This window comes from Nitrobacter winogradskyi Nb-255, from assembly GCF_000012725.1.
Classification (GTDB): Bacteria; Pseudomonadota; Alphaproteobacteria; order Rhizobiales; family Xanthobacteraceae; genus Nitrobacter; species Nitrobacter winogradskyi.
The window spans coordinates 3,167,787-3,187,306 of the sequence record NC_007406.1 but is presented as its reverse complement, the minus strand read 5'-3'; the positions used below and the strand labels follow the sequence as shown (position 1 = coordinate 3,187,306).

The 19,520-nt window shown below is 58.9% G+C and carries 15 protein-coding genes, 1 tRNA gene and 2 pseudogenes; 6 read left to right on the top strand and 12 right to left on the bottom strand.

The window, feature by feature from the left end:
- Positions 1-461 precede the first annotated feature (461 nt).
- The gene (locus tag NWI_RS15355) at positions 462-923 is read right to left on the bottom strand and encodes an Hsp20 family protein (protein ID WP_011316124.1); all 462 of its coding nucleotides are present in this window, start codon (positions 921-923) and stop codon (positions 462-464) included.
- 210 nt (positions 924-1,133) lie between these two features.
- Between NWI_RS15355 and NWI_RS15350 the strand changes: the two genes are divergently transcribed.
- Positions 1,134-2,078, top strand: a complete 945-nt coding sequence (locus NWI_RS15350) for an alpha/beta fold hydrolase (RefSeq protein WP_041345198.1) — start codon at positions 1,134-1,136, stop codon at positions 2,076-2,078.
- A gap of 156 nt (positions 2,079-2,234) precedes the next feature.
- Here the strand turns inward: NWI_RS15350 and hisN are convergent, their stop codons facing one another.
- From hisN to NWI_RS15325, 3 genes are all read right to left on the bottom strand, one after another.
- Complete coding sequence (gene hisN / locus NWI_RS15345) at positions 2,235-3,020, bottom strand: histidinol-phosphatase (RefSeq protein WP_011316122.1); 786 nt, start codon at positions 3,018-3,020, stop codon at positions 2,235-2,237.
- 531 nt (positions 3,021-3,551) lie between these two features.
- Positions 3,552-4,495 (bottom strand): IS630 family transposase gene (locus tag NWI_RS17245; protein WP_187147993.1). Its coding sequence is split into 2 segments (ribosomal slippage): positions 3,552-4,157 and positions 4,160-4,495, totalling 942 coding nucleotides; the frame shifts between segments, so codons are not numbered across the junction.
- 261 nt (positions 4,496-4,756) lie between these two features.
- Positions 4,757-5,644, bottom strand: a complete 888-nt coding sequence (locus tag NWI_RS15325) for an N-formylglutamate amidohydrolase (protein ID WP_011316120.1) — start codon at positions 5,642-5,644, stop codon at positions 4,757-4,759.
- 174 nt (positions 5,645-5,818) lie between these two features.
- Between NWI_RS15325 and cpdR the strand changes: the two genes are divergently transcribed.
- A complete protein-coding gene (gene cpdR, locus NWI_RS15320; RefSeq protein WP_009797255.1) occupies positions 5,819-6,178 on the top strand; it encodes a cell cycle two-component system response regulator CpdR in 360 nt (119 codons plus the stop codon).
- 73 nt (positions 6,179-6,251) lie between these two features.
- Positions 6,252-6,326, top strand: a tRNA-Val gene (locus NWI_RS15315).
- A 180-nt stretch (positions 6,327-6,506) separates the two neighbouring features.
- Here the strand turns inward: NWI_RS15315 and NWI_RS15310 are convergent.
- From NWI_RS15310 to NWI_RS15300, 3 genes are all read right to left on the bottom strand, one after another.
- A complete protein-coding gene (locus tag NWI_RS15310) occupies positions 6,507-8,159 on the bottom strand; it encodes a recombinase family protein (protein ID WP_011316118.1) in 1,653 nt (550 codons plus the stop codon).
- Positions 8,156-8,611, bottom strand: coding sequence for a DUF2924 domain-containing protein (locus NWI_RS15305; RefSeq protein ID WP_081431748.1), 456 nt, complete (start codon positions 8,609-8,611; stop codon positions 8,156-8,158). The genes NWI_RS15310 and NWI_RS15305 overlap by 4 nt, the downstream gene beginning before the upstream one ends.
- A gap of 61 nt (positions 8,612-8,672) precedes the next feature.
- Positions 8,673-9,083 carry a DUF3489 domain-containing protein gene (locus NWI_RS15300; RefSeq protein ID WP_011316116.1) on the bottom strand — a complete coding sequence of 137 codons (411 nt, stop codon included), beginning with the start codon at positions 9,081-9,083 and terminating at the stop codon, positions 8,673-8,675.
- A 369-nt stretch (positions 9,084-9,452) separates the two neighbouring features.
- Here NWI_RS15300 and NWI_RS15290 point away from each other — a divergent pair.
- Positions 9,453-10,804, top strand: a protein-coding gene (locus NWI_RS15290) for an IS3 family transposase (RefSeq protein ID WP_148203749.1) whose coding sequence is annotated in 2 segments (ribosomal slippage) — positions 9,453-9,786 and positions 9,786-10,804 — 1,353 coding nt in all. Because the reading frame shifts where the segments join, the coding sequence is not laid out codon by codon here.
- 575 nt (positions 10,805-11,379) lie between these two features.
- Here NWI_RS15290 and NWI_RS15285 read toward each other — a convergent pair.
- Together NWI_RS15285 and NWI_RS15280 are read right to left on the bottom strand one after the other, a co-directional pair.
- On the bottom strand, positions 11,380-11,886 hold the full coding sequence (locus tag NWI_RS15285) for an Hsp20/alpha crystallin family protein (protein ID WP_011316115.1): 507 nt from the start codon (positions 11,884-11,886) through the stop codon (positions 11,380-11,382).
- Positions 11,887-11,976: 90 nt separating this feature from the next.
- Positions 11,977-12,460 (bottom strand): annotated as a pseudogene (locus NWI_RS15280) (Hsp20 family protein).
- Between the two features lie 681 nt (positions 12,461-13,141).
- Here NWI_RS15280 and NWI_RS15275 point away from each other — a divergent pair.
- Together NWI_RS15275 and NWI_RS15270 are read left to right on the top strand one after the other, a co-directional pair.
- A complete protein-coding gene (locus tag NWI_RS15275) occupies positions 13,142-13,594 on the top strand; it encodes an Hsp20 family protein (protein ID WP_011316111.1) in 453 nt (150 codons plus the stop codon).
- A gap of 250 nt (positions 13,595-13,844) precedes the next feature.
- The gene (locus tag NWI_RS15270) at positions 13,845-14,195 is read left to right on the top strand and encodes a hypothetical protein (protein WP_244374931.1); all 351 of its coding nucleotides are present in this window, start codon (positions 13,845-13,847) and stop codon (positions 14,193-14,195) included.
- A 1,000-nt stretch (positions 14,196-15,195) separates the two neighbouring features.
- Here the strand turns inward: NWI_RS15270 and NWI_RS15255 are convergent.
- From NWI_RS15255 to NWI_RS15240, 3 genes and pseudogenes are all read right to left on the bottom strand, one after another.
- Positions 15,196-16,320 carry a trypsin-like peptidase domain-containing protein gene (locus tag NWI_RS15255; RefSeq protein WP_011316109.1) on the bottom strand — a complete coding sequence of 375 codons (1,125 nt, stop codon included), beginning with the start codon at positions 16,318-16,320 and terminating at the stop codon, positions 15,196-15,198.
- Positions 16,321-16,910: 590 nt separating this feature from the next.
- A pseudogene (locus NWI_RS18630) lies at positions 16,911-17,147 on the bottom strand (ParB/Srx family N-terminal domain-containing protein); the annotation flags it as partial.
- An 821-nt stretch (positions 17,148-17,968) separates the two neighbouring features.
- Entirely contained in the window at positions 17,969-19,486 is a 1,518-nt protein-coding gene (locus NWI_RS15240; protein ID WP_011316107.1) for a carboxysome shell carbonic anhydrase, read from the bottom strand.
- Between the last annotated feature and the right edge of the window lie 34 nt (positions 19,487-19,520).

The following is a 19,520-nucleotide window of genomic DNA, read 5'->3' as shown; positions in this document are numbered from 1 at the left end:
TGTGACATCCTGCAAATGTCCGCGTCTTCGGCGCACCCTGGGCGGCCGTGGCCACCCCGATCGACAACCTCTGGGTTGACAATCTCGGGTTGACAACCCTCGGGCCACCCTTCGCAAGCCGCGAGCCGAAGTTTTGAGAATTCAAGCCTGGTTGCCCGACGTCCGCGGGGACAGCGAGCCTGTCATGCCCTGACCGGACATCAGACGCCTGCATACGCGGCAATACCTCGGTGCCAAGCCGATCTTCAAATTAAGACAGCTTTGCTGTCCTAACCCTCACATTGCCAAATTTTTCTCTATCACACAAGCGCCGGGGAGTCGCCGATGGCGTGGAAGTTATGCCCAAAACGCGACGGCGGTGAAATTGATCAAACCTGATCCGTCTCGCTCTTCGGGGATGGCTCAGCATAAACGCCCCGGCGGAGCCGGGGCGCTTTCCTCGTTCGGAAAAAAGTCCTTGGTCAGGCGGCCGCCTTCTCGACGGCCGGCGCGGTTGCCGTACCGGTCGAGATCGGAATGCTGCGAGGCTTCTTGGCTTCCGGAATCTCGCGAACGAGATCCACATGCAGCAACCCGTTCTCCAACGAGGCGTTCTTCACCTGCACGTAATCGGCAAGCTGGAAGGCGCGTTCGAAGGCGCGGGCCGCGATACCGCGATACAGCACCTCGGACTTTTCCTTGCCGTTCTCATTGGCGACCTTCTCGCCCTTGATGGTCAGCGTGTTTTCCTTGGCGACGATCGAGAGCTCGTTCGGCGCAAATCCCGAGACGGCGACGCTGATACGATACGCGTTATCTCCGGTGCGCTCGATGTTGTAGGGCGGGTAGCCAGGCGCGTCGCCGTTGGCCTGATCGAGCAGGTTGAAGAGACGGTCGAAGCCGACGGTGGAACGATAAAACGGGGTGAGATCGAAAGTGCGCATGGTTCAGTCCTCCATTGAGCGACATCTAGGGAACCCGCCCGCCAATCGGGCCGGGCTTTCGTCTCGTGCAGCCTGAGCGATCCCTTCGGGACCACTGGTAGCGGCCTGCACGAAAATGATATGGAGGCAGTTCAGGCACGTTCAAGAGGCGGGACACGGCTGCTGTCAGGCGATCCGCTCTTTCAGGTTTCTCCTCCAGCCGGTTCGGTCATGAAGCTGCTTTCAATCCCCGCAAATCCGGTTCCGGAGAATTGCGTCAGCGGCGCCGTGAGAACCTCAGACGGGGTCGACTTACGTTTCGCGCGGTGGCCGTCGCCGCAGGGGCGCAAGGGGACCGTCTGCCTGTTCACCGGACGCGGCGAGCAGATCGAAAAGTACTTCGAGACCGTACGCGATTTGCGCGACCGCGGTTTTGCGGTGGCGATGATTGACTGGCGGGGACAGGGGCATTCGTTGCGCCAGCTGCCCGACCCGCGCAAGGGCCATGTGCGCCGTTTCTCAGACTACGAAAACGACGTTCGCGCGTTCGTCAGGCAGGTGGTGCTGCCGGATTGTCCGCCGCCATACTTTGCGCTGGCCCATTCAATGGGGGGAGCGGTGCTGCTGCGGGTGGCCCGCGCCGGCAATCGCTGGTTCGACCGCATGGTACTGTCGGCGCCGATGATCGACCTGCCGGGACGTCGCACCTCGCTCCCGGTGCGCACGCTGCTGCGGGCGATGCGGCTGTTGGGACAGGGCGGCCGCTACGTTCCCGGCGGGAGCGCCCAGATCACCGGCATGGGCGGTTTCGCCGGCAACTTCCTGACCAGCGATCCCGTGCGGTTCGCCCGCAATGTCGCGATCCTGCAGGAGGACCCGACGCTGGGAATTGCGTCTCCGACGGTGGCATGGGCCGACACCGCCTTCCAGACGATGCACGATTTTCGCGATGCAAGTTATCCGGCGCGGATTCGTCAGCCGTTGCTGTTGATCGCGGCCGGCAGCGACGCCATCGTCTCCACGCCGGCCATCGAGCAGTTCGCCTATCATCTACGCAGCGGATTGCACCTCGTCATCGCCGGATCGAAGCATGAAATCCTGCAGGAACAGGATCGCTACCGTGCCCAGTTCTGGGCGGCGTTCGACGCCTTCGTGCCAGGCACGCCGCTGTTTTAGCGTTTTCCGCGCCTTCTCATTCCATCTGAAGCGGAAATACTCCGGAAATTATTGTATGGCCGCGTCTTCTTGCGGCGAACCGCTCGGCTGCTTCGCCGGAAGATCCATAGCGTTTTCGAGCGAAGTGGGACCGGTTCGCGTGAAGAAAAAGCGTCTCTAGCCGTTGAGCCGCTTCAGCGCGGCCTCGTGGACGCGGCGGTCGCCGGCGGCGACGACGCGGCCGCCACCCTGAGCCGGCTCGCCCTCCCACGTCGTGATCACGCCTCCGGCCCCGGTAATGATCGGTATCAAAGCCGCGATGTCATACGATTTCAGTTCCGTTTCGATGACGAGATCGAGATGGCCCGCGGCCAGCATGCAGTAGGAATAGCAGTCGCCGCCATAGCGGGTCAGCCGTACCTCGGCTTCGACCTTGCCGAACGCGGCGCGATCGTCGGGATTCATCAGGAGAGGGCTGGTCGTGAACGAGGTCGCCTCCTGCAGCGACGGGCATCGCCGCACCGCGAGCTTGCGTCCCTGCGAAGGTCCACGGTAGCGCGAGGAACGGTTGTCGCCGCTGAACCTTTCGCCGATATAGGGTTGGTGCATCATGCCGAACACCGGCGTTCCGCGATGCAGCAGCGCGATCAGCGTGCCCCAGATCGGAAAACCCGCGATGAAGGATTTGGTGCCGTCGATGGGGTCCAGCATCCAGACATATTCGGCGTCTTCGTTCTGATTGCCGAATTCCTCGCCGACGATGCCGTGCTCGGGAAAGCTCGCCTGGATCATCCGGCGCATCACCGCCTCGGCCGCCCGATCTGCCTCCGTCACCGGATCGAAGTCGCGGCTGGCGCTCTTGTTTTCGACGTCGAGAAGAGACGTTCTGAAAAACGGCAGGATCGTTTCGCCCGACGCCGTCGCGAGACGGTCAATAAAGGCGGTAAAGTCAATCACCGTCACGCTGTACCTCACCGGGTAATGTTTGTTGTGCCGCTGGAATCTGTTTCAACCGGGTTGAATCGGACTCATCGCTTATCTTTTTGTTGGAACATGATCTTCTCCGAAAACCGGTTTCTGCTTTTCGGGATCATGCCCTGGCATTTTCGCCTCTGGCTGGATCAGAAGCGAAGCCTGAGTTTGTGTTCTGACGCGTTTTCTCACGCTGACAGGTCATCCGCCTTGCTCGAAACGCCATGGCTGAACCGCCTCCTATACATGTCCGGATCGGATATCGCACCGTCCGCCATCCGGTTACGGTGCAGTTTTCCCGTGCTCGAATCGTTCGCGGGCGTTGGGACTGCATCCTTGGACTGGCTCAGTGCGCATCGGACGCGCCCCTGAGGGCGGAGGCAGAAAATCTCGATAAAATACTATTAAGTATTTGAATTTTTAGGATGAATAGCAGCGGTCAAGGTCGAGGCTTGATGCACGGCAGGGTACGACAAATGATTTAAATTACTTCTATTTTCGGGGAGTTAGAGCATGATGAGTTTAGATTTGGTTGTATCCTGCATTGACGAAGTAGTTGGCGCATTCAGCCGGTGCAACGGTTTCGAGGATCGGAGGGATAGCATTGTAGACGGCCTCGGTGGTCCGCTGCGTGGCTTTGCGTAGCCAGTGTTTGAACTTGGCAAAGAACTGCTCGATCGGGTTCAGATCAGGCGAGTATTTCGGCAGGTAGAAGAGCCGGGCACCGGCGGCACGGATGACGCGACGCACGGCGCTGGCCTTGTGCGAGCCGAGGTTGTCCATAATGACGATGTCGCCGTGCCGCAGGGTCGGGACCAGAACCTTCTCGATGTAGAGAAGGAAGGCTTCGCCGTTGATCGGCCCCTCGATGAACCACGGCGCGGTGATGCGATCGTGGCGCAGAGCGGCCATAAAGGTCATGGTCTGCCAGCGGCCATGCGGCACCTTGGCTCTGATGCGTTGACCGCGCGGCGCCCAGCCCCGCAGCGGCGCCATATTGGTTTTGGTCCAGGTCTCATCGATGAACACCAGCCGAGTGGGATCAATCCGATCTCGATACTTGGTCCATTGCGCTCGCCGACGGGCGACATCGGGACGATCCTGCTCTGCAGCAATCAGCGTCTTTTTTTGTAACTGAGCTTCACAGCGTGAACGAACTCCCACATCGTGCGGTAATCGACCTTAAGGCCACGCTCGGCAAGTTCGGCCACCAGCCCGCGCACGGTAAAGTCCTTTCGGCACCGTTGCAGCAGCCATTCGCGGTGCGGCCCCGCAATCTTCTTTGGCCTATAGCCGCCGATCTGGCTTGGCGCGACGCTGCCGGTCTCGTGGAAGCGTTGTACCCAGTTGATCGCCGTGCTGATGCCCACCCCAAACTGGGCCGCAGCCTGATGCCGCGACAGGCCGCCTTTAACGACAGCACGCACTACCCGCTCACGAAGGTCGTTCGAATAGGCTCGTCCCATCCATGCTGGCCTCCTTCCCAGTCAGCATGTTGAATCAGATGAATTCTGATTTGGGAATCTCAATCGATTCAAAATAAACCCATCCCGCTCTAGCTCGAAAATCCCTTGCATTTTGTGCAGCGCGGTTACATATTGTGCGTTGCGGTAGCCTTTGCGCTATCGCTGCCCTCCTTGGGCGTTTCCTCCCTAGACTCGGGTCGCTTGTTCGACGGGCGGCCCTTTTTCTTTGCGGGTTTCAGACCGTTGGCCGGGCGCCGGGAGCTATTCCGCGGCGGCGCGGAAGGGGCCGAGATCTTCCAGGGGGATCGCGGCCAGGGCATTGGCGAGCGTCAGGAAATCCGCGGCCACCTGATTGAAGCGGGGACCACGCTCGCAGTGCCGCTCATCCATGTAGACCGCCCGGTTGAGCTCGAGTTGAACCGCGTGCAGTCCGCTGGCTGGGTTGCCGTAATGCTCGGTGATGAATCCGCCCGCGTAGGGCTTGTTGCGGGTGACCGAGTAACCGAGGCTTCTCAACAGATCGTCGATGATGTTCGGAATCTGCGGCGCGCAACTGGTTTCATAGCGATCACCGATCACGATGTCCGACCGCCTGGGCTCCTCCGGCGCGATGCCGGTCGACGGCATCGAATGGCAATCCACGAGGATGACCGTTCCGAACGTCTGATGCGCCTTGTAGATCAGCCGTCGCAGCGCGCGATGATAGGGTTTGTAGAGCTGCTCGATCCGGCCGAGCGCATCCTCCACGCTGAGACGCTCGCGATATATTTCCTCGCCGTCGCCGACCACGCGCGGGATGGTGCCGAGACCACCCGCGACGCGCATCGATCGCGTATTGGCGAAGCTCGGCAGCCGCCCGGTGAACATTCGGGGGTCGAGTTCGTAAGGTTCGCGGTTCACATCGACGTAGGAACGGGGAAAATTGACCCGGACCACCGGAAAACCGGCATCGGTCAAGCCACCGATCAGTTCATCCATGAACGAATCCTCCGACCGGCGCAGGCCGGCGAGATCGATTCGCGACGCGGACAGGAACTGCTCCGGATAGATCGAACCGGAATGCGGAGAGTTAAAGATGATGGGGGATCGCCATGTCACCGGCTCTGCGATCTCGAAAGGAGGCGGTTGGTCACCGTCAAACTGGCTCATCGCCGGCGTCATCCTTGCGCAGCCGTCCGCCGGACACCTCCGGACAGGCGTTTCTGAACCTGTATTGTCGATAATCGCAACCCTTCTGCCAAGCCCCAGTTCGCCTTCACTCCAAATTTACCAGATATGGATTATATAAAAGACTGCTTATCCAGCCGGGCCCCAATGATTTCCATGCACAAGATCCTCCTCGCCGAAGACGACAACGACATGCGCCGGTTTCTGGTCAAGGCGCTGGAAAATGCCGGTTTCAAGGTGTCGTCCTATGACAACGGCCTCTCAGCCTATCAGAGGCTGCGCGAGGAGCCCTTTGAAATGCTTCTCACCGATATCGTCATGCCTGAAATGGACGGTATCGAGCTGGCTCGCCGCGCTTCCGAGCTCGATCCCGACATCAAGATCATGTTCATCACCGGTTTTGCGGCCGTCGCGCTGAATTCTGATTCCGAAGCGCCCAAGAACGCAAAGGTGTTGTCCAAGCCGGTGCATCTGCGTGAACTGGTCAGCGAAGTGAACAAGATGCTGGCGGCTTGATTCAGATGGCCGCTGATCCTTGCCTGTCGGCGCGGGAGCCGATATAGGACCGGCGACCCCTGTGGGAGTTTTCGGGCGCGTAGCTCAGCGGGAGAGCACTACCTTGACATGGTAGGGGTCACAGGTTCGATCCCTGTCGCGCCCACCACTCAGTCTGTTATTTTCCGCATTTCCAGAGACTGTCGAAAAAGCCCCGCTGTTGGCGGGCTTTTCCGCACTTTGATCTGCGGAGGTGCTGTCTCTGTGACCCGTCTGGGCTCGTTTTGGGGCGCTGTCTCTGCGGCGCAAATTCCCGTTCCTGGGAATTGGCTGACAGGATAAGGCAGGGTTATCGGCTGGCAGGACCGGGAGTGCCTGTGGGCGCCAATCCGAGCCGCCTCATCTGCTGTGACCATTCAGCCGGCGCATCGCGAAGGGCAGCAACGCCAATTCCGCGCGGGAATCGTCCTTCAACGGCTGCTGTCACGAGCGTCGGTGCAAGGAAGGCGAGCGAGATCGTCATCTTGATATGTCGCGTGCTGCAATGTTGCCTAGCGGCAAGGCTTTCGATGGTCTCGCGGCCGTCGACGATCTCCTGAAGCCAGAGGCGGCCGCGGCCGATCGCTCGGATCAGAGCCGACCGGCGTTCGGCCTTCATGGGCCTGGCGCGATGCTCTGGCGTGTTCGCCGGCAACAAGATTTCTCGGGCTGGCCTTGAGGGCTTCTTCCAGGGTACGACGATGATGCGCGTAGCGACCGCGCGAGATTCATCCGGATCTGGATCGTCCTGCGTCCCTTGGATATCGTTTTCGCCAGACCTTAGATGAATGGCCAACTGGTTCTTGCGAACCTCAATCTGGATGACGAACCGCTCAAGCACTTCTCGAGACAAGGTTTCGTTCGAGGATGGTTCATCGACATCCGTGTTGGCCATGACCGCCTTGGAGATCGAGGCTTCAATGTCTGACGCAGGCACGCGGGTCACAGAGCCAACCGGCTCATCCGTTTGACCCCGGATGCAGGGCGCAGAGACGTAATAGCGATGCCGAACACGGTTTCGACTGGCGTAGGTCAAGATCATCCGATGACCTGCGTCATCAAACAGCAGCCCTGCAAGGAGGGCGCGGGTTCGGATACGGGTCGTCGTGTGGTGGGACCGCTGTTCGGTCAACTTTTTCTGAACGGCCTCAAACAGTGCGCGGTCGAGCAGGGCGGGCTGCGGTCCAGGCAGAATCTCGCCCTTAAACCTGACCTCGCCCAGATAAAACCGGTTCCGCAGCATATAGAACAACGGTCCCTGCGTGAACGGCACACCTCCTCTCGTTCCGCCTGATGCCAGCTGCCGGACCTTGGACTTAAAGCCTCGCTCCTTCAGGTCCTTGACGAGGCGGTTGACGCTGCCGAGTTCCAGATAGCGCTGAAAGATCAGACGAACGGTATTGGCCTCTTCCTCCTGAAGGTGAAGCTGACCATCCTTGAGGATATAACCCAGAGGAACCATGCCGCCGACCCATAGCCCCTTGCGTTTAGAGGCTGCAATCTTGTCGCGGATGCGCTCCGAGGTGACTTCCCGCTCGAATTGCGCGAAGGACAAAAGCACGTTCAGCGTCAACCGTCCCATCGATGTGGTGGTGTTGAACTGCTGGGTCACCGAGACAAATGACACACCATGGGCATCGAACAGTTCGACCAGCTTGGCGAAGTCAGCCAGAGAGCGGGTCAGCCGGTCCACCTTATAGACGACGATGATGTGGATCCGGCGGGCCGCGACATCCGCCAGCAACCGCTGCAGGGCAGGGCGATCGGTCGATCCGCCAGAGAAGCCGCCATCATCATATCGCGCCTTGACCAGCGACCAGCCTGCATGCGCCTGACTTCGGATATAGGCCTGGGATGCATCATACTGGGCATCCAGCGAGTTGAACTCCTGATCAAGGCCGGTGTCCGTAGACACCCTGGTATAGATCGCGCACCGGACAACACGGTTGTCGTCCGGCTTCATGGTTGCACTCCCTTGCCGTTTCCGGCACGGAGACCAAAAAAGCGCGGTCCATTCCAGTTTGTGCCGGTGATCGCGAACGCAATCCCCGACAGGCTGTCGAAGGTCTTGCCCTCAAAAGCGAAGCCGCCTTCGACGGCCATCACCCGATGAAGTTGCCCGTTCCACTCCCGGGTTAGAACAGTGCCGGGCACCATGGCTTGCTTGCGCTGATCCTGTGCCGATACCAATGGCAAAACCTCACTCAAAGACCGCACGGTAGCCGCACGCTTCAGAAGTTGCACCGTCGCAGCATCGAGATCCCCAAGTGCATCGGCCTGGATGCGATAGGCAAGGATGCCGAACAGCAGATGCTTGGGCAGGTGTTCCGGGGCCGGGCGCCCAACAACACTCTGCCAGCGAGCGTGCAAGCTGAGTAGATCGAGACTGCGCAGATGCGCAATCTCGTCTTCCATTGACAAGCCCATCAGCCTTCGACCGATAGGCTTTCGGGAGCCTGACCTTCGCTCCATGGCATCAGGCCGCAGTATTGTTTGACGTCGATCCGGTGGAAGCGGTAGATGCGGTGTCGCCAGATACTTTGTAGATCCGACCGGCTTCAGCAGCTTTCGATATCAACGTCAGCTTGAGCTTCTTCCGGATGACGCCAGCAAAAAAGCCGCGCACCGAATGCTGCTGCCAATCTGTGGCCTTCATGATGTCGCCGATCGTTGTACCCTCAGGCTTCATCAGCATCTCGATGACCAGGGCTTGCTTGCTGCCACTGCGATGCCGCACCGGCCGATCCAACGATCGGGCTGGTGTTGAGATGATCTTCTTGACCGGTGCAGCTTTGGCGGTTCTGGTCAAGGAAGGGTGCGCGGACTTTGTGCGCTTGGTCGCCATCGCTGATCGAGGTGCGGCTTTGCGGGATTGTGTTTTGGCCATGTGACTTCTCCGGTCGCGGCAGCATCATCGCTGTCACCACCGAAGCCCCGTCACGGCAACACACCGGCGGGGCGGGCTATTCAGTGGTCGAAAAGGGCACTCAACGCGCCGACAGTAACGCTCCAATCACCCAACAATGCCAGTGGTTTCTGAGAAAACTTTATTGAACTTGCGATCGTACGTTCGTGGAGTCCAACGTAGCGAGGTTCGAATCCCTCCCTCTCCGCCAGTCCTGCGGCGCCCTACTTTCTCTGATTCAAAAATTGACGCTTGGATAGCGCGGATGTCCGCCGTCAGGGCTCTTGAGACAGTTTAGGAGTTTTCGGGAAGGGAGGATTTCTGGATCATCGCAGCCAATTTGGAGCGCAGATGAGACAGAAATCCGGACCAGGCAAAGCGCCGGCAGAACAGGTGCTGAAGGACATCCGACGGCAGACGCGCCGGCATTATTCGGCGGAGGAGAAGATCCGTATCGTGCTGGAAGGACTGCGCGGCGAGGAGAACATCTCCGAGCTTTGCCGCCGCGAAGGCATCGCCGCCTCGATGTATTACGGTTGGTCCAAGGAGTTCCTGGAAGCCGGCAAGCGCCGGTTGGCGGGCGACACGGCACGTGCCGCAACCTCTGGCGAGGTGAAAGATCTTCGTCGGGAAGCCTCGGCGTTGAAGGAAGTCGTCGCCGATCTCACCCTGGAGAACCGTCTGCTAAAAAAAAGCATGAACGGGGATGGGGAGAACGAGGCATGAGGTATCCTGCGTCCGAGAAAGCCGAGATCATCGCGTTGGTGGAGCAGTCGCATTTGCCGGCCAAACGCACGCTGGACAAGCTCGGCATCCCCCGCGCCACGTTTTATAGATGGTACGATCGCTACCGCGCGGGCGGCATTGAGGCCCTGGCAGATCACCGCTCTCGACCGGATCGGGTCTGGAATCGTATCCCGGATGACGTCCGCGGCCAGATCATCGACCTGGCATTGGAGCTTCCGGAACTATCGCCGCGAGAGCTCGCCGTGCGGTTTACCGACGAGAGAAAGTACTTTGTCTCGGAGGCTTCGGTCTATCGGCTGCTGAAGGCGCACGACCTCATCACCAGTCCGGCCTATGTAGTGATCAAGGCGGCGAACGAGTTCAAGGACAAGACCACCGCCGCCAACCAGCTCTGGCAGACCGACTTCACCTACCTGAAGATCACCGGCTGGGGCTGGTACTATCTATCGACGGTGCTCGACGACTTCTCGCGCTACATCGTCGCCTGGAGGTTAGGTCCCACGATGTGTGCCTCCGACGTCACGGCTACGCTCGATCAGGCACTGGCCGCCTCTGGTCTGGATCACGTCAGCGTCAGGCAGCGGCCCCGGCTTCTCAGCGACAATGGTTCGAGTTACGTCGCGGATGATCTGGCCACGTGGCTCAGGGCCAAGGACATGCAGCATGTGCGCGGAGCGCCGTATCATCCTCAGACTCAGGGCAAGATCGAGCGTTGGCATCAAACGTTGAAGAACCGCATCCTGCTTGAGAACTACTATTTACCGGACGACCTCAAACGTCAGGTCGCCGCGTTCGTCGAACACTATAATCATGACCGCTACCACGAGAGCATCGGCAACGTTACACCTGCCGACGTCTACTTCGGCAGGGCTGAGACAATCCTCGCCGAACGACACCGCATCAAGCGCGACACCATCGCAAACCGTCGCTTGCAGCATCAGCTGCAGGCCGCTTAAACTCTAACCACAGATGAACCAGAGCCTCTCTTCTAGAAATGTCTGATCAGTCTCAAATTATCTGACGACGGACAATATCATAGCGTTGTTGGCATGGTTCCGTTTAGATGTTGAGTATGTTGGGCTGTCAGCGGCAGAGACGCAGCCAGATCACCGTCGGGGTGAGTTGCAACTGTCTCAGCTCGTGCGCGCTGAACTATCCTGGACTGATGATTTTGACTTCAAGCTCCGATTTGCCTTCTGAGCGCAAAAGGAGGGGCTGCAGCGGCTCTACTCCTTGCGTCGCAAAGCTCAATCCCCTGGTCGGCTATGACCTTCTTCGACATTATCGAACTTTTCCGATCGCCTACGGGCAGTCTGCCGTGCCGACGGCGTTGCAAGCATCGGCCGTTCAAGGCAACGGACGCAACAAGCTGCTCACCAGGGCCAGGTGGTGAGAGGTGGCTGCATTGCCCTCGGCGTCGCATGCCATCATTCGCTTCGCGGTTCACCGCGTGGGCGACCTTGGAAGCCGACTCCTCCTCTAATCGATGGAGGAATCGGCGGCTCGCCAGCCGCCGACCCGACGCGACTCATCAGCTCTTGATCGCGATGCGCTTCACCTGCGACTGAGCCTTTGGGCTTTTGGGAAGCACGATGTTCAGCACACCGTTTTTGAACCGCGCCTCGATCTTGTCTTCCTCCACCTCAATCCCGAGCGGGATGCGCCGCTCAAAGTGGCCATAGAAGCGTTCGGAGAACTGCTTCTCCTTGTCCTCCACCTCAGACCGCTTCTCGCCTTTCAACGTCAGCACCCCCTCGTTGAGGAACACCTCGAGATCCTTTTCTTCGAGACCAGGGATTTCGGCCGTTACCTTGATCTCCTTGTCACTGTCGGAGATCTCGACGTTCGGCCAGGCCCCGTTGAAAGATGACAGCGATCCGAACGCCGGCAGGCGACCGTCGAAGCCGCGGAACACGTCGTCGAACAGCCGATTCATCTCCCGATGTAGCGAGAGGAATGGATCGCGATTGTCGTCACGAAATGCCGTAGGAACCTGATTGTTGGAGCGGCCCCACGGGATCAGATCACGAACACTCATGATTATCTCCTTATGTTGCTGTCGGTGCAGCTTCCCATTGCGCCGGGCGCAAGGCCCGACGCCTCTTTGGAGGCTTCGATGACGAGAGCCTTAGGCTGCCTGCTTCTCGGGCTGAACCTGCTTAGTCTCAGCTTTTGTCAGCGCTTCGCCCGCGGTGATGGCGATGCGGCGTGGCTTCATCTCTTCGGGAAGCTCACGCTTGAGGTCGATGGTCAGCAGACCGTTCACTAGATTCGCGGCCACGACCTTCACGTGGTCGGCAAGCTCGAAGCGGCGCTGGAAGGCTCGTGCGGCAATACCGCGATGCAAATAGTGCCCGCTCGCTTCATCCTGGCCTGACTTCTGTCCCGCGACCAGGAGCATGTTCTGCTCTTGCGTGATCGCCAGGTCAGCCTCGGTCAAGCCTGCCACCGCCATGCTGATGCGGTAGTCGTCCTCGCTCGTCCTGACGATGTCGTAAGGTGGCCACGTTATCGATCGATGTCACGCGGCTCGCAGACTCAAGCGTATCCAGCATGCGATCGAAACCGATCGTCGATCGGAACAGAGGCGCAAAGTCGAAGGTGTTTCTCATAGCCATATCCTCCTTGTGAAGCAACATGGATACAAGGGCGCCAAAGAGCTGACGCCCCTTGGAAACCATCCCTTCTTCAGCAGATGGCGATTTTGATTTGGGTACAGCTCGACATCCGTCAAGAGGAAATCGCGATAATCGAGCCGCATCCGCTCCCCTAGAACGTTTATGAACTGGTATCGTTCGCGATCAGCAGGTGGTGAAGGAACGGAGGTACAAGAATGGCTCTCACGCGCGACGATGTTCTTTCCGTTATCGGTCCCACCGACGAGATTTTGGTGACCGAGATCATCGCGACCGAGGCACAATCGAGGAACTGACCAAGGCCTGGGCCTGGGTAAACAACAATGAAGCGCTGATCAACGAAGGCCGGGCGCTGCCCAGCGGCCGGACCGCCGAACTGGTCGAACTTCTCACCCCACAAGACGACGAGGAATAGCGCCTCATAGCAGCGCCGACAATCACGCCATGTTGCCGAGCAACACTCAAGGGAACCATAGGTGCTATTGAGGCGCTAAAAACTTTCACCGTGCCCTCTTGAAATCTACAGCCGTTTTTCTAGTTCGATTTTTGCCGCTGAAGAAGCGGTCTTGAGCGCTAGAAGGGCTCGAGGATTGAGACGGGCGCCGGCCGGTGTCCGACGTCCGCTCGTATCCATCTTGCTCCAAGGAGGATTTGGCTATGAGAGCTTATGATTTTGCACCCCTGTCGCGGTCCACCATCGGATACGACCATCTTTTCGACCTCTTTGATGCGGCGCAACGCACCGAGGGCGAGGATCATTATCCGCCATACAACATCGAGCGGCAGTCTGAAGACCGCTACCAGATATCGCTGTCGCTGGCCGGTTTCTCGCCGGATGAAATTGCGGTGACGGCCGAACAGAACGTGCTCTCCATTGAAGGACGCAAGACGGAAGCGGCCAACAAGGATTACCTGTACCGGGGGATCTCGGCGCGCCCGTTCAAGCGGACCTTTAATCTCGCCGACTACGTCAAGGTCGAAGGCGCGACATTCGAGAATGGTCTGCTCCAGATCAAGCTCGTGAGGGAAATCCCAGAGGCCATGAAACCTCGGCGCATTCCCATCGGCGTTGCTCCTGATCCGCAGATCGAAAAGAAGCGCGCCGCTTAACCGCACCTGCACATCGGGCTGGGCGGCATCGATCGCCACCCAATACCCATCAGTTGATCCCCAATGAAAGGAGAAGGAGGGGAAGATGAAGCGTGCCGTTCGTGATCAAGTTGCATCGATGCAGTTTCGCCCCGATGCACATCACCGTTCCGTTCAAGCGGTTCTCAAAGACCCGAAGCTCTCTTCGGACGAAAAGCGGGCTATCCTATCGGTCTGGGCATCCGATATGTATGCGGTCGAATCCTCGCCGATGCTGAGAATGATTCCGGGGCATACGACGCCACTCCGGCTGAGCGACATTCTCAGCGCGCTCCGCGGCCTGGACGAGGACGATCCGCCACCGCGCGGCGGAGCGGCGAAACGAATCATGGCCGGAAACATAGATGCCGATAGCCATGCAACCATCGCTCCGGCGGTGTATCACCTGGCGCGCCTGCGGCGAGAGGCGGACCTGCGAGCTGCGTCGATGCGGGCGCACCGGAATAACATCCGCCGCTACCAGCGGATCCTTAAGACCGATCTCACGGAGCTGGAACGCCAGTTCGTTGTCCGGCGTTTGGCTCAAGAACGGTCTGCCATCCGCAACTTGGCGCAGATGTAGACCTTGGGAGGTGCAGATGCCAACTTCTCATTTGCCGCCAGCTGTTGAAATCAGCCGTCTGCGGCGCTTGAAGGAAGCTGTGCTTGGAGGAGAACTCGAGCGGCGCTCCTTGATCGTCGCAACTGATGATTGGATTGCGGAGGTTAATGCGCGACTCGCGGCTTTGGAGCAGGCGGTCTTGCCCCCTATTCGCGTCAGTTCCTAAATCTTCGACGGCTCCGGCCGAGGTTGAAAGTCAGCCGGAGCCCTCGATTGCGCGATGACACAGAACACTGCCGAGCGTATGGCGCGCCCAATCCGCAAAGATTTCGGTTTCTTGGCATAACCATGTTGCTTCCAGGAGGATGTGGCTATGAAAGCCTTGCAGGTTCTTTTGGTATCCTACCAAGGTGCGATCATTAAGCGGACACACAGCCGGCTGGGACGTTGGATGTCTGATTTGTTCAAACGGGGCGCATCAGGTTCTCGGCCCGAAACAGGAAAGCCTAAAGAGCGAGAGCGAACCACGCGCCTTATTCTCGCAATTCTCACTATGTGCGCGGTGCTCTTCGGCACGAGCCAAGTCGCTGCCATGGAGAGGTCGCATTCAAAGCGGCATCAAGCCGATCCTGCTGCAAAGGTTCGGATGGCGTCTCCAGACCAGTCGACGACAAACCGGAAAATGATCAGGAAGCGGGCATTCAGCGTGAGTTCGGATTTCCGTGCTGACGAGCTGATTCCTGATATCTGCAAGGGTTGCTCCTCCTGAAAGGCTGGAGGCCGAATAGAATAGACGTCTGAATTCATTGCGCGGCTGAGCCGCCGCGCGATGGCCGCTCGCTCAGGAGCGTGTCCTGCATGTTGTGATTCTCTAAAAAAATTACCCGCTGCGCGTACTGTGGGGTGCAGGCCGTCGCTAAGATCATCGTCCCCATAGCCATGTCAATCTGAAGTCGTCTGAGCGATTGCATGGAGTTCAAATTCGAACGTAAATTGGGCCTCATCTCCCAACAGACGATTATCATCTTCTCAGTGAAGACGCCGCCGGAGCACTCCTTGTAGCGGAGATCTCGACGACGACTGTGTGTAAAGTGCCCCTGCGGTCGAATGTCAGCTGCACGCGCTCGCCAATACGGGCCAGTCCGATCTTATTGCGAAGTTGCGCCGCACTACGAATGGGAACGCCGTCCGCAGCGACGATGATATCGCCTCTGCGAATGCCAGCCGCCTCGGCCGAAGATCCTCGGAGGACACTGGCGATCAGAGCGCCCTCGCTCCTTCCGGTAGCTTGTGGTTCCGAACTGACCGTGCTCAGATCCTGTACCGATACGCCGATACGGCCGCGCCGCACGACGCCGTATTCGACGATCTGCTCCATGACCTGCCGTGCCATATTGATCGGTACGGCAAAGCCGATTCCGATGTTGCCGCCGCCCGGTGAAATGATCGCGGTGTTGATTCCGACGAGTTCGCCCTTCAAATTGATCAATGCTCCGCCAGAGTTGCCGGGATTGATTGGCGCGTCGGTTTGAATGAAGTCCTCGTAGCCATGCTTGCCAAGGCCGGTGCGACCCAGCGCGCTCACAAGGCCGGAGGTCACCGTCTGACCCAGGCCGAAGGGGTTGCCGACAGCTATCACGAAGTCGCCGACCTCCAGTTTGTCGCTGTCGCCCAACCGAATAGCCTTGAGATTGTTTCCGCGCTTGATCTGGAGCACCGCGATATCAGTTCCTGGATCGCGCCCGATCAGCCCGGCCGAGAACCTTCTGCCGTCTTTTGTCGTGATTTGAGCCGTCGATATTTGCGCCACGACATGGTTGGCGGTGAGGATATATCCGCGTTGCGCATCGACGATGACGCCCGATCCCGTGGCCTGGACCTCTCTCTCCAGTTGTCGCGGCAAGTCAAAAAAATCGCGAAAGAAAGGATCGCGATAAAGAGGATTGTCCTCCTTCACGCGGCCACGAACGGAGATATTCACAACCGCCGGCGTGACTTCGCGTACCAGCGGAGCAAGTGTCGGGACCCGCCCACTACCCAGATCAGGGATTTGAGCCGCGGCTGGACACCAGGGCAGCAACGTCCCGACAATGATCAAGATGAGAAGAATGGGCCGCAACGCTGCGAATGGACGTATAGTAATCATCACGTCGTTAGCCGGTCAGTGTAGATGACGGTTGGGAGCAAATCAAGATGCAGGTGGTCACCCAGGAAGTGAGTTGCAGTTGTTCTAAATCTGCGCGCTGGATTATCTTGGAATAACAATTTCGACTGCAAGCCTCCGGATTCTGGATTGTAGAGCTGCGGTGCAATCCTGGTGCGCATGAAACAATCGTCGGGTCAAAGACTTGGCCGGAACTCAGCAGTCTTGATCTAGGAGTGGTAGAATTTAGCCGTGGTCACGGCCACCACCAAGGGCAGCCATGCCGATCTGCAGGGCTACAACGCGGCAACGCTGATCATCACCACCGGCGCGTTGCCCGGCGGATGTCCTTCACGACCTGCTCTGCCGGTGCTTTCTCCGGCCCGGATTTCTGTCTCATCTGCGCTCCAAATTGGCTGCGATGATCCAGAAATCCTCCCTTCCCGAAAACTCCTAAACTGTCTCAAGAGCCCTGACGGCGGACACTGCAGGATTTCCAGATCCCAGCCTGCATTGAGGGCGATCTTGTTATCGGCGATTCGTAGCGCACGCTTCTGAGGCTCGGATAAGCCGGCGAGGGCGATCGTCGGGACCTCCGCAATCCCGATGGCGCGAGCTGCCTGAAGTCGGCCATGGCCCGCGATGATGTGGCCTTCGGGGTCAATGAGTATCGGATTGGTGAAGCCGAATTCCTTGATGGAGGCCCGAAGCTGGTCGATTTGGCGCTTCGGATGGGTGCGGGCATTGCGGGGATCGGGAGTGAGATCGTTCACTGGCCGGTAAACGACGGCCAGCCGCGACGAGGACGCGACAGAGACTGGATCGCTCATGACCAGAAGGATCTGGCGCCGGACATGATCAATCGGAGCATGCTCGGTTCCCAAGGTTTGACGGCATCACGCATGTCACTGCTCAAGCTATGCGCGATTCCGCTCCGGACCGCTACCTGTTCGGAGCTTTCAAATGCCTGATGCTGCACTTCAAATTGCCTGTTAGCCCGTTTTTAGCACCTGTTCTGCAGAATAACAGGAAAGTGCTTGAACTACAGCGTATCAAACAGAATTCACAGGAGAATTTCGATCGCCTCGCCACTATGAACTGATCAGAAGCCTGTTTTGACCTGCAATTTGCAAGAAATTCCCTGTTATGGCCATTGGAGACTCGTTCGCATCCGACTGGGTTCGCCACCACCCGGTCCGCTATTTTGTCCCAGTGTTAGAGACCGGGAGGAAAGCCCCGCCGTTGGCGGAGTTTACGACGTGGTTTGTGGGACGTGGTTTGTGGATAGCTGTCTTTGTTCGTGAGTCTGTCCGGCTTTTCCGCTCTGTCTCTGGTCCAGAAATTCCGTTCCTGGCGAGATCCCATTCGGCTTATAGCGTTTTCCAGCGGAGTGGAATCGGGCTTCGCGGGAAGAAAACGCGCCAAAATATAAAGATAGAGTCTTTCACCGTTTCCATGAAGCGGTGAAAGACTCTAGATCACGATGGTTTTGGATCGAATCGATCCAAAACCATGAACGTGATCGATTCCAACATTTTAGAGCGGGATGCGGGCGGAAAACCGCTACACACTTTTCCTCATCCCGCTCTAGAACAAGCAGCCTGCGCCGGGCGTCGCGCAGATACGCATGATTTTCAGGGCGCATACGCCCTTAATGACCGTCGACAGCGTCGTCGGCGATGAAGGTGCAACGCTCTTCGCCGCCGCGTTCGCTCACCGCAATCGCGCAGTTGAGCAGGCCTCGGGCGGCCAGAACGGGGTAGCGCGCCTCGATCGCGTCACGCACCCGCCGCCCCCGCGCGATCGCCCGCTCACGCGACTTGGGAACTCGTGCATCATACTCGAAATGCACCAGAACCGGCACGGGCAGACCGTGCGCGGCGTTGAGCTTGGTGAAGATATCGATCCCGACATCCATGTCCGGCGCGCCTTCCTCCATGGTGTTGAGGTGGGCGAGATAAAACAGATTGCGCAACTGCAGCGGCCGCAGCTTCTCACCGGCGATGATGTACTGCTCGTCGTGCCCGATCGTCGCGTAGCGCCCGGTGTGGTGCTCGATGACGTATTCGATTTGCGACAGATTGGCCTCGGCCAGCGCCAGCACCAGTCGTCGCATTCCCTCATGCATTCGGCCGGAGCCCTGGCCTCCGCCGCCCATGCCCTTGGCAACAGTCTCGGCGATATGGGTCCGCGCCGCTTCGGGCGAAAGACCGAGGGTGTCGCGGTAGATCTGCGCGGTCTCGAAATAGCGATGCGCGCTAAGCTCGCCGAAGCCGTCGGGCAAGTGGATGCGCAACGCATCCAGATCCGTGTCAACACCGATAAGCAGGATGTCCGGTCCTGCGCCGGCGCCGAAAGTCCGTTCAATCGCCGCCCGCAACTCGTACAAGCGCTGCAGCGCAGCTTGTGTGGCCTGATTGTCGTTGCTGTTGTGAGCAGCGCAACCGTGATTGTCGGGCGAAGAACTGCTGAAGTGATAGACGGCGATCTTGAGGAAGTTCAGGCGGTCGCCATCGACCATGGCGCCCGACAGCCGCTTGACTTCGCGCTCTGCCCAATCCGACATATTGGCTTCGACATTAAACAGTGCGCCGGCATACCCCTTCACCCGCACATTCGGCCCCGGCAGAAAGCGCAGCGCATAGGCGCCGACGCCCTGCAGCCGGCCATCGGAGCACGGACTGATGTCAACGGTGTGGTAGCCGCACGAACGCAAAAAATTCTCGTCGAGCGGGAGGCGTTGGCGCCAGCCGATCTGCTCTGTCTGCGCGTTGTCGACGCTCAACTTCAGAGAGCTGAAGATGCAGCGTGAATGCAGCGTGGACAAATCCAGCCCGCACACCCAGGCGTCCTCGAGCACCTGCGTCGGAAGATCGAAGCCGAGTTGCTCTCGGGCCAGTTGCTGCGCCAGCTCGATAAAATTCTCGTCATGCTGATGCGCGGAGATGCGCTTGAGCACATCGACGATGCGGGCAAAGCGCAAGCGAACAGTTCGCTCGTAGTCGAACAGCAGTTGATTGAGGTCACGATCGACCAGCGCATGCTCGCGCATCTCTCCGCTGCCAATCACATACGCCGGATGATCGGGCGTGGCCGCTACCTCGGGCGATGTTACGGCAGCCGGGCTTGCCTCCCGTCGCAGGGCATGAAGGCGTTTGCGTGTGTTCATATTCGCGATCCTCTGTACTGCAGCCCGGCTCCGA

Bases quoted from the DNA above. Each gene is read 5' to 3' on its own strand.
- NWI_RS15305 (WP_081431748.1), bottom strand. From the start codon at position 8,611: ATGGAAGACGAGATTGCGCATCTGCGCAGTCTCGATCTACTCAGCTTG.
- NWI_RS15255 (WP_011316109.1), bottom strand. From the start codon at position 16,320: ATGATTACTATACGTCCATTCGCAGCGTTGCGGCCCATTCTTCTCATC.
- NWI_RS15310 (WP_011316118.1), bottom strand. From the start codon at position 8,159: ATGAAGCCGGACGACAACCGTGTTGTCCGGTGCGCGATCTATACCAGG.
- cpdR (WP_009797255.1), top strand. From the start codon at position 5,819: ATGCACAAGATCCTCCTCGCCGAAGACGACAACGACATGCGCCGGTTT.
- NWI_RS15240 (WP_011316107.1), bottom strand. From the start codon at position 19,486: ATGAACACACGCAAACGCCTTCATGCCCTGCGACGGGAGGCAAGCCCG.
- NWI_RS15325 (WP_011316120.1), bottom strand. From the start codon at position 5,644: ATGAGCCAGTTTGACGGTGACCAACCGCCTCCTTTCGAGATCGCAGAG.
- NWI_RS15270 (WP_244374931.1), top strand. From the start codon at position 13,845: ATGCTGAGAATGATTCCGGGGCATACGACGCCACTCCGGCTGAGCGAC.
- NWI_RS15355 (WP_011316124.1), bottom strand. From the start codon at position 923: ATGCGCACTTTCGATCTCACCCCGTTTTATCGTTCCACCGTCGGCTTC.
- NWI_RS15275 (WP_011316111.1), top strand. From the start codon at position 13,142: ATGAGAGCTTATGATTTTGCACCCCTGTCGCGGTCCACCATCGGATAC.
- NWI_RS15300 (WP_011316116.1), bottom strand. From the start codon at position 9,083: ATGGCCAAAACACAATCCCGCAAAGCCGCACCTCGATCAGCGATGGCG.
- NWI_RS15350 (WP_041345198.1), top strand. From the start codon at position 1,134: ATGAAGCTGCTTTCAATCCCCGCAAATCCGGTTCCGGAGAATTGCGTC.
- NWI_RS15285 (WP_011316115.1), bottom strand. From the start codon at position 11,886: ATGAGTGTTCGTGATCTGATCCCGTGGGGCCGCTCCAACAATCAGGTT.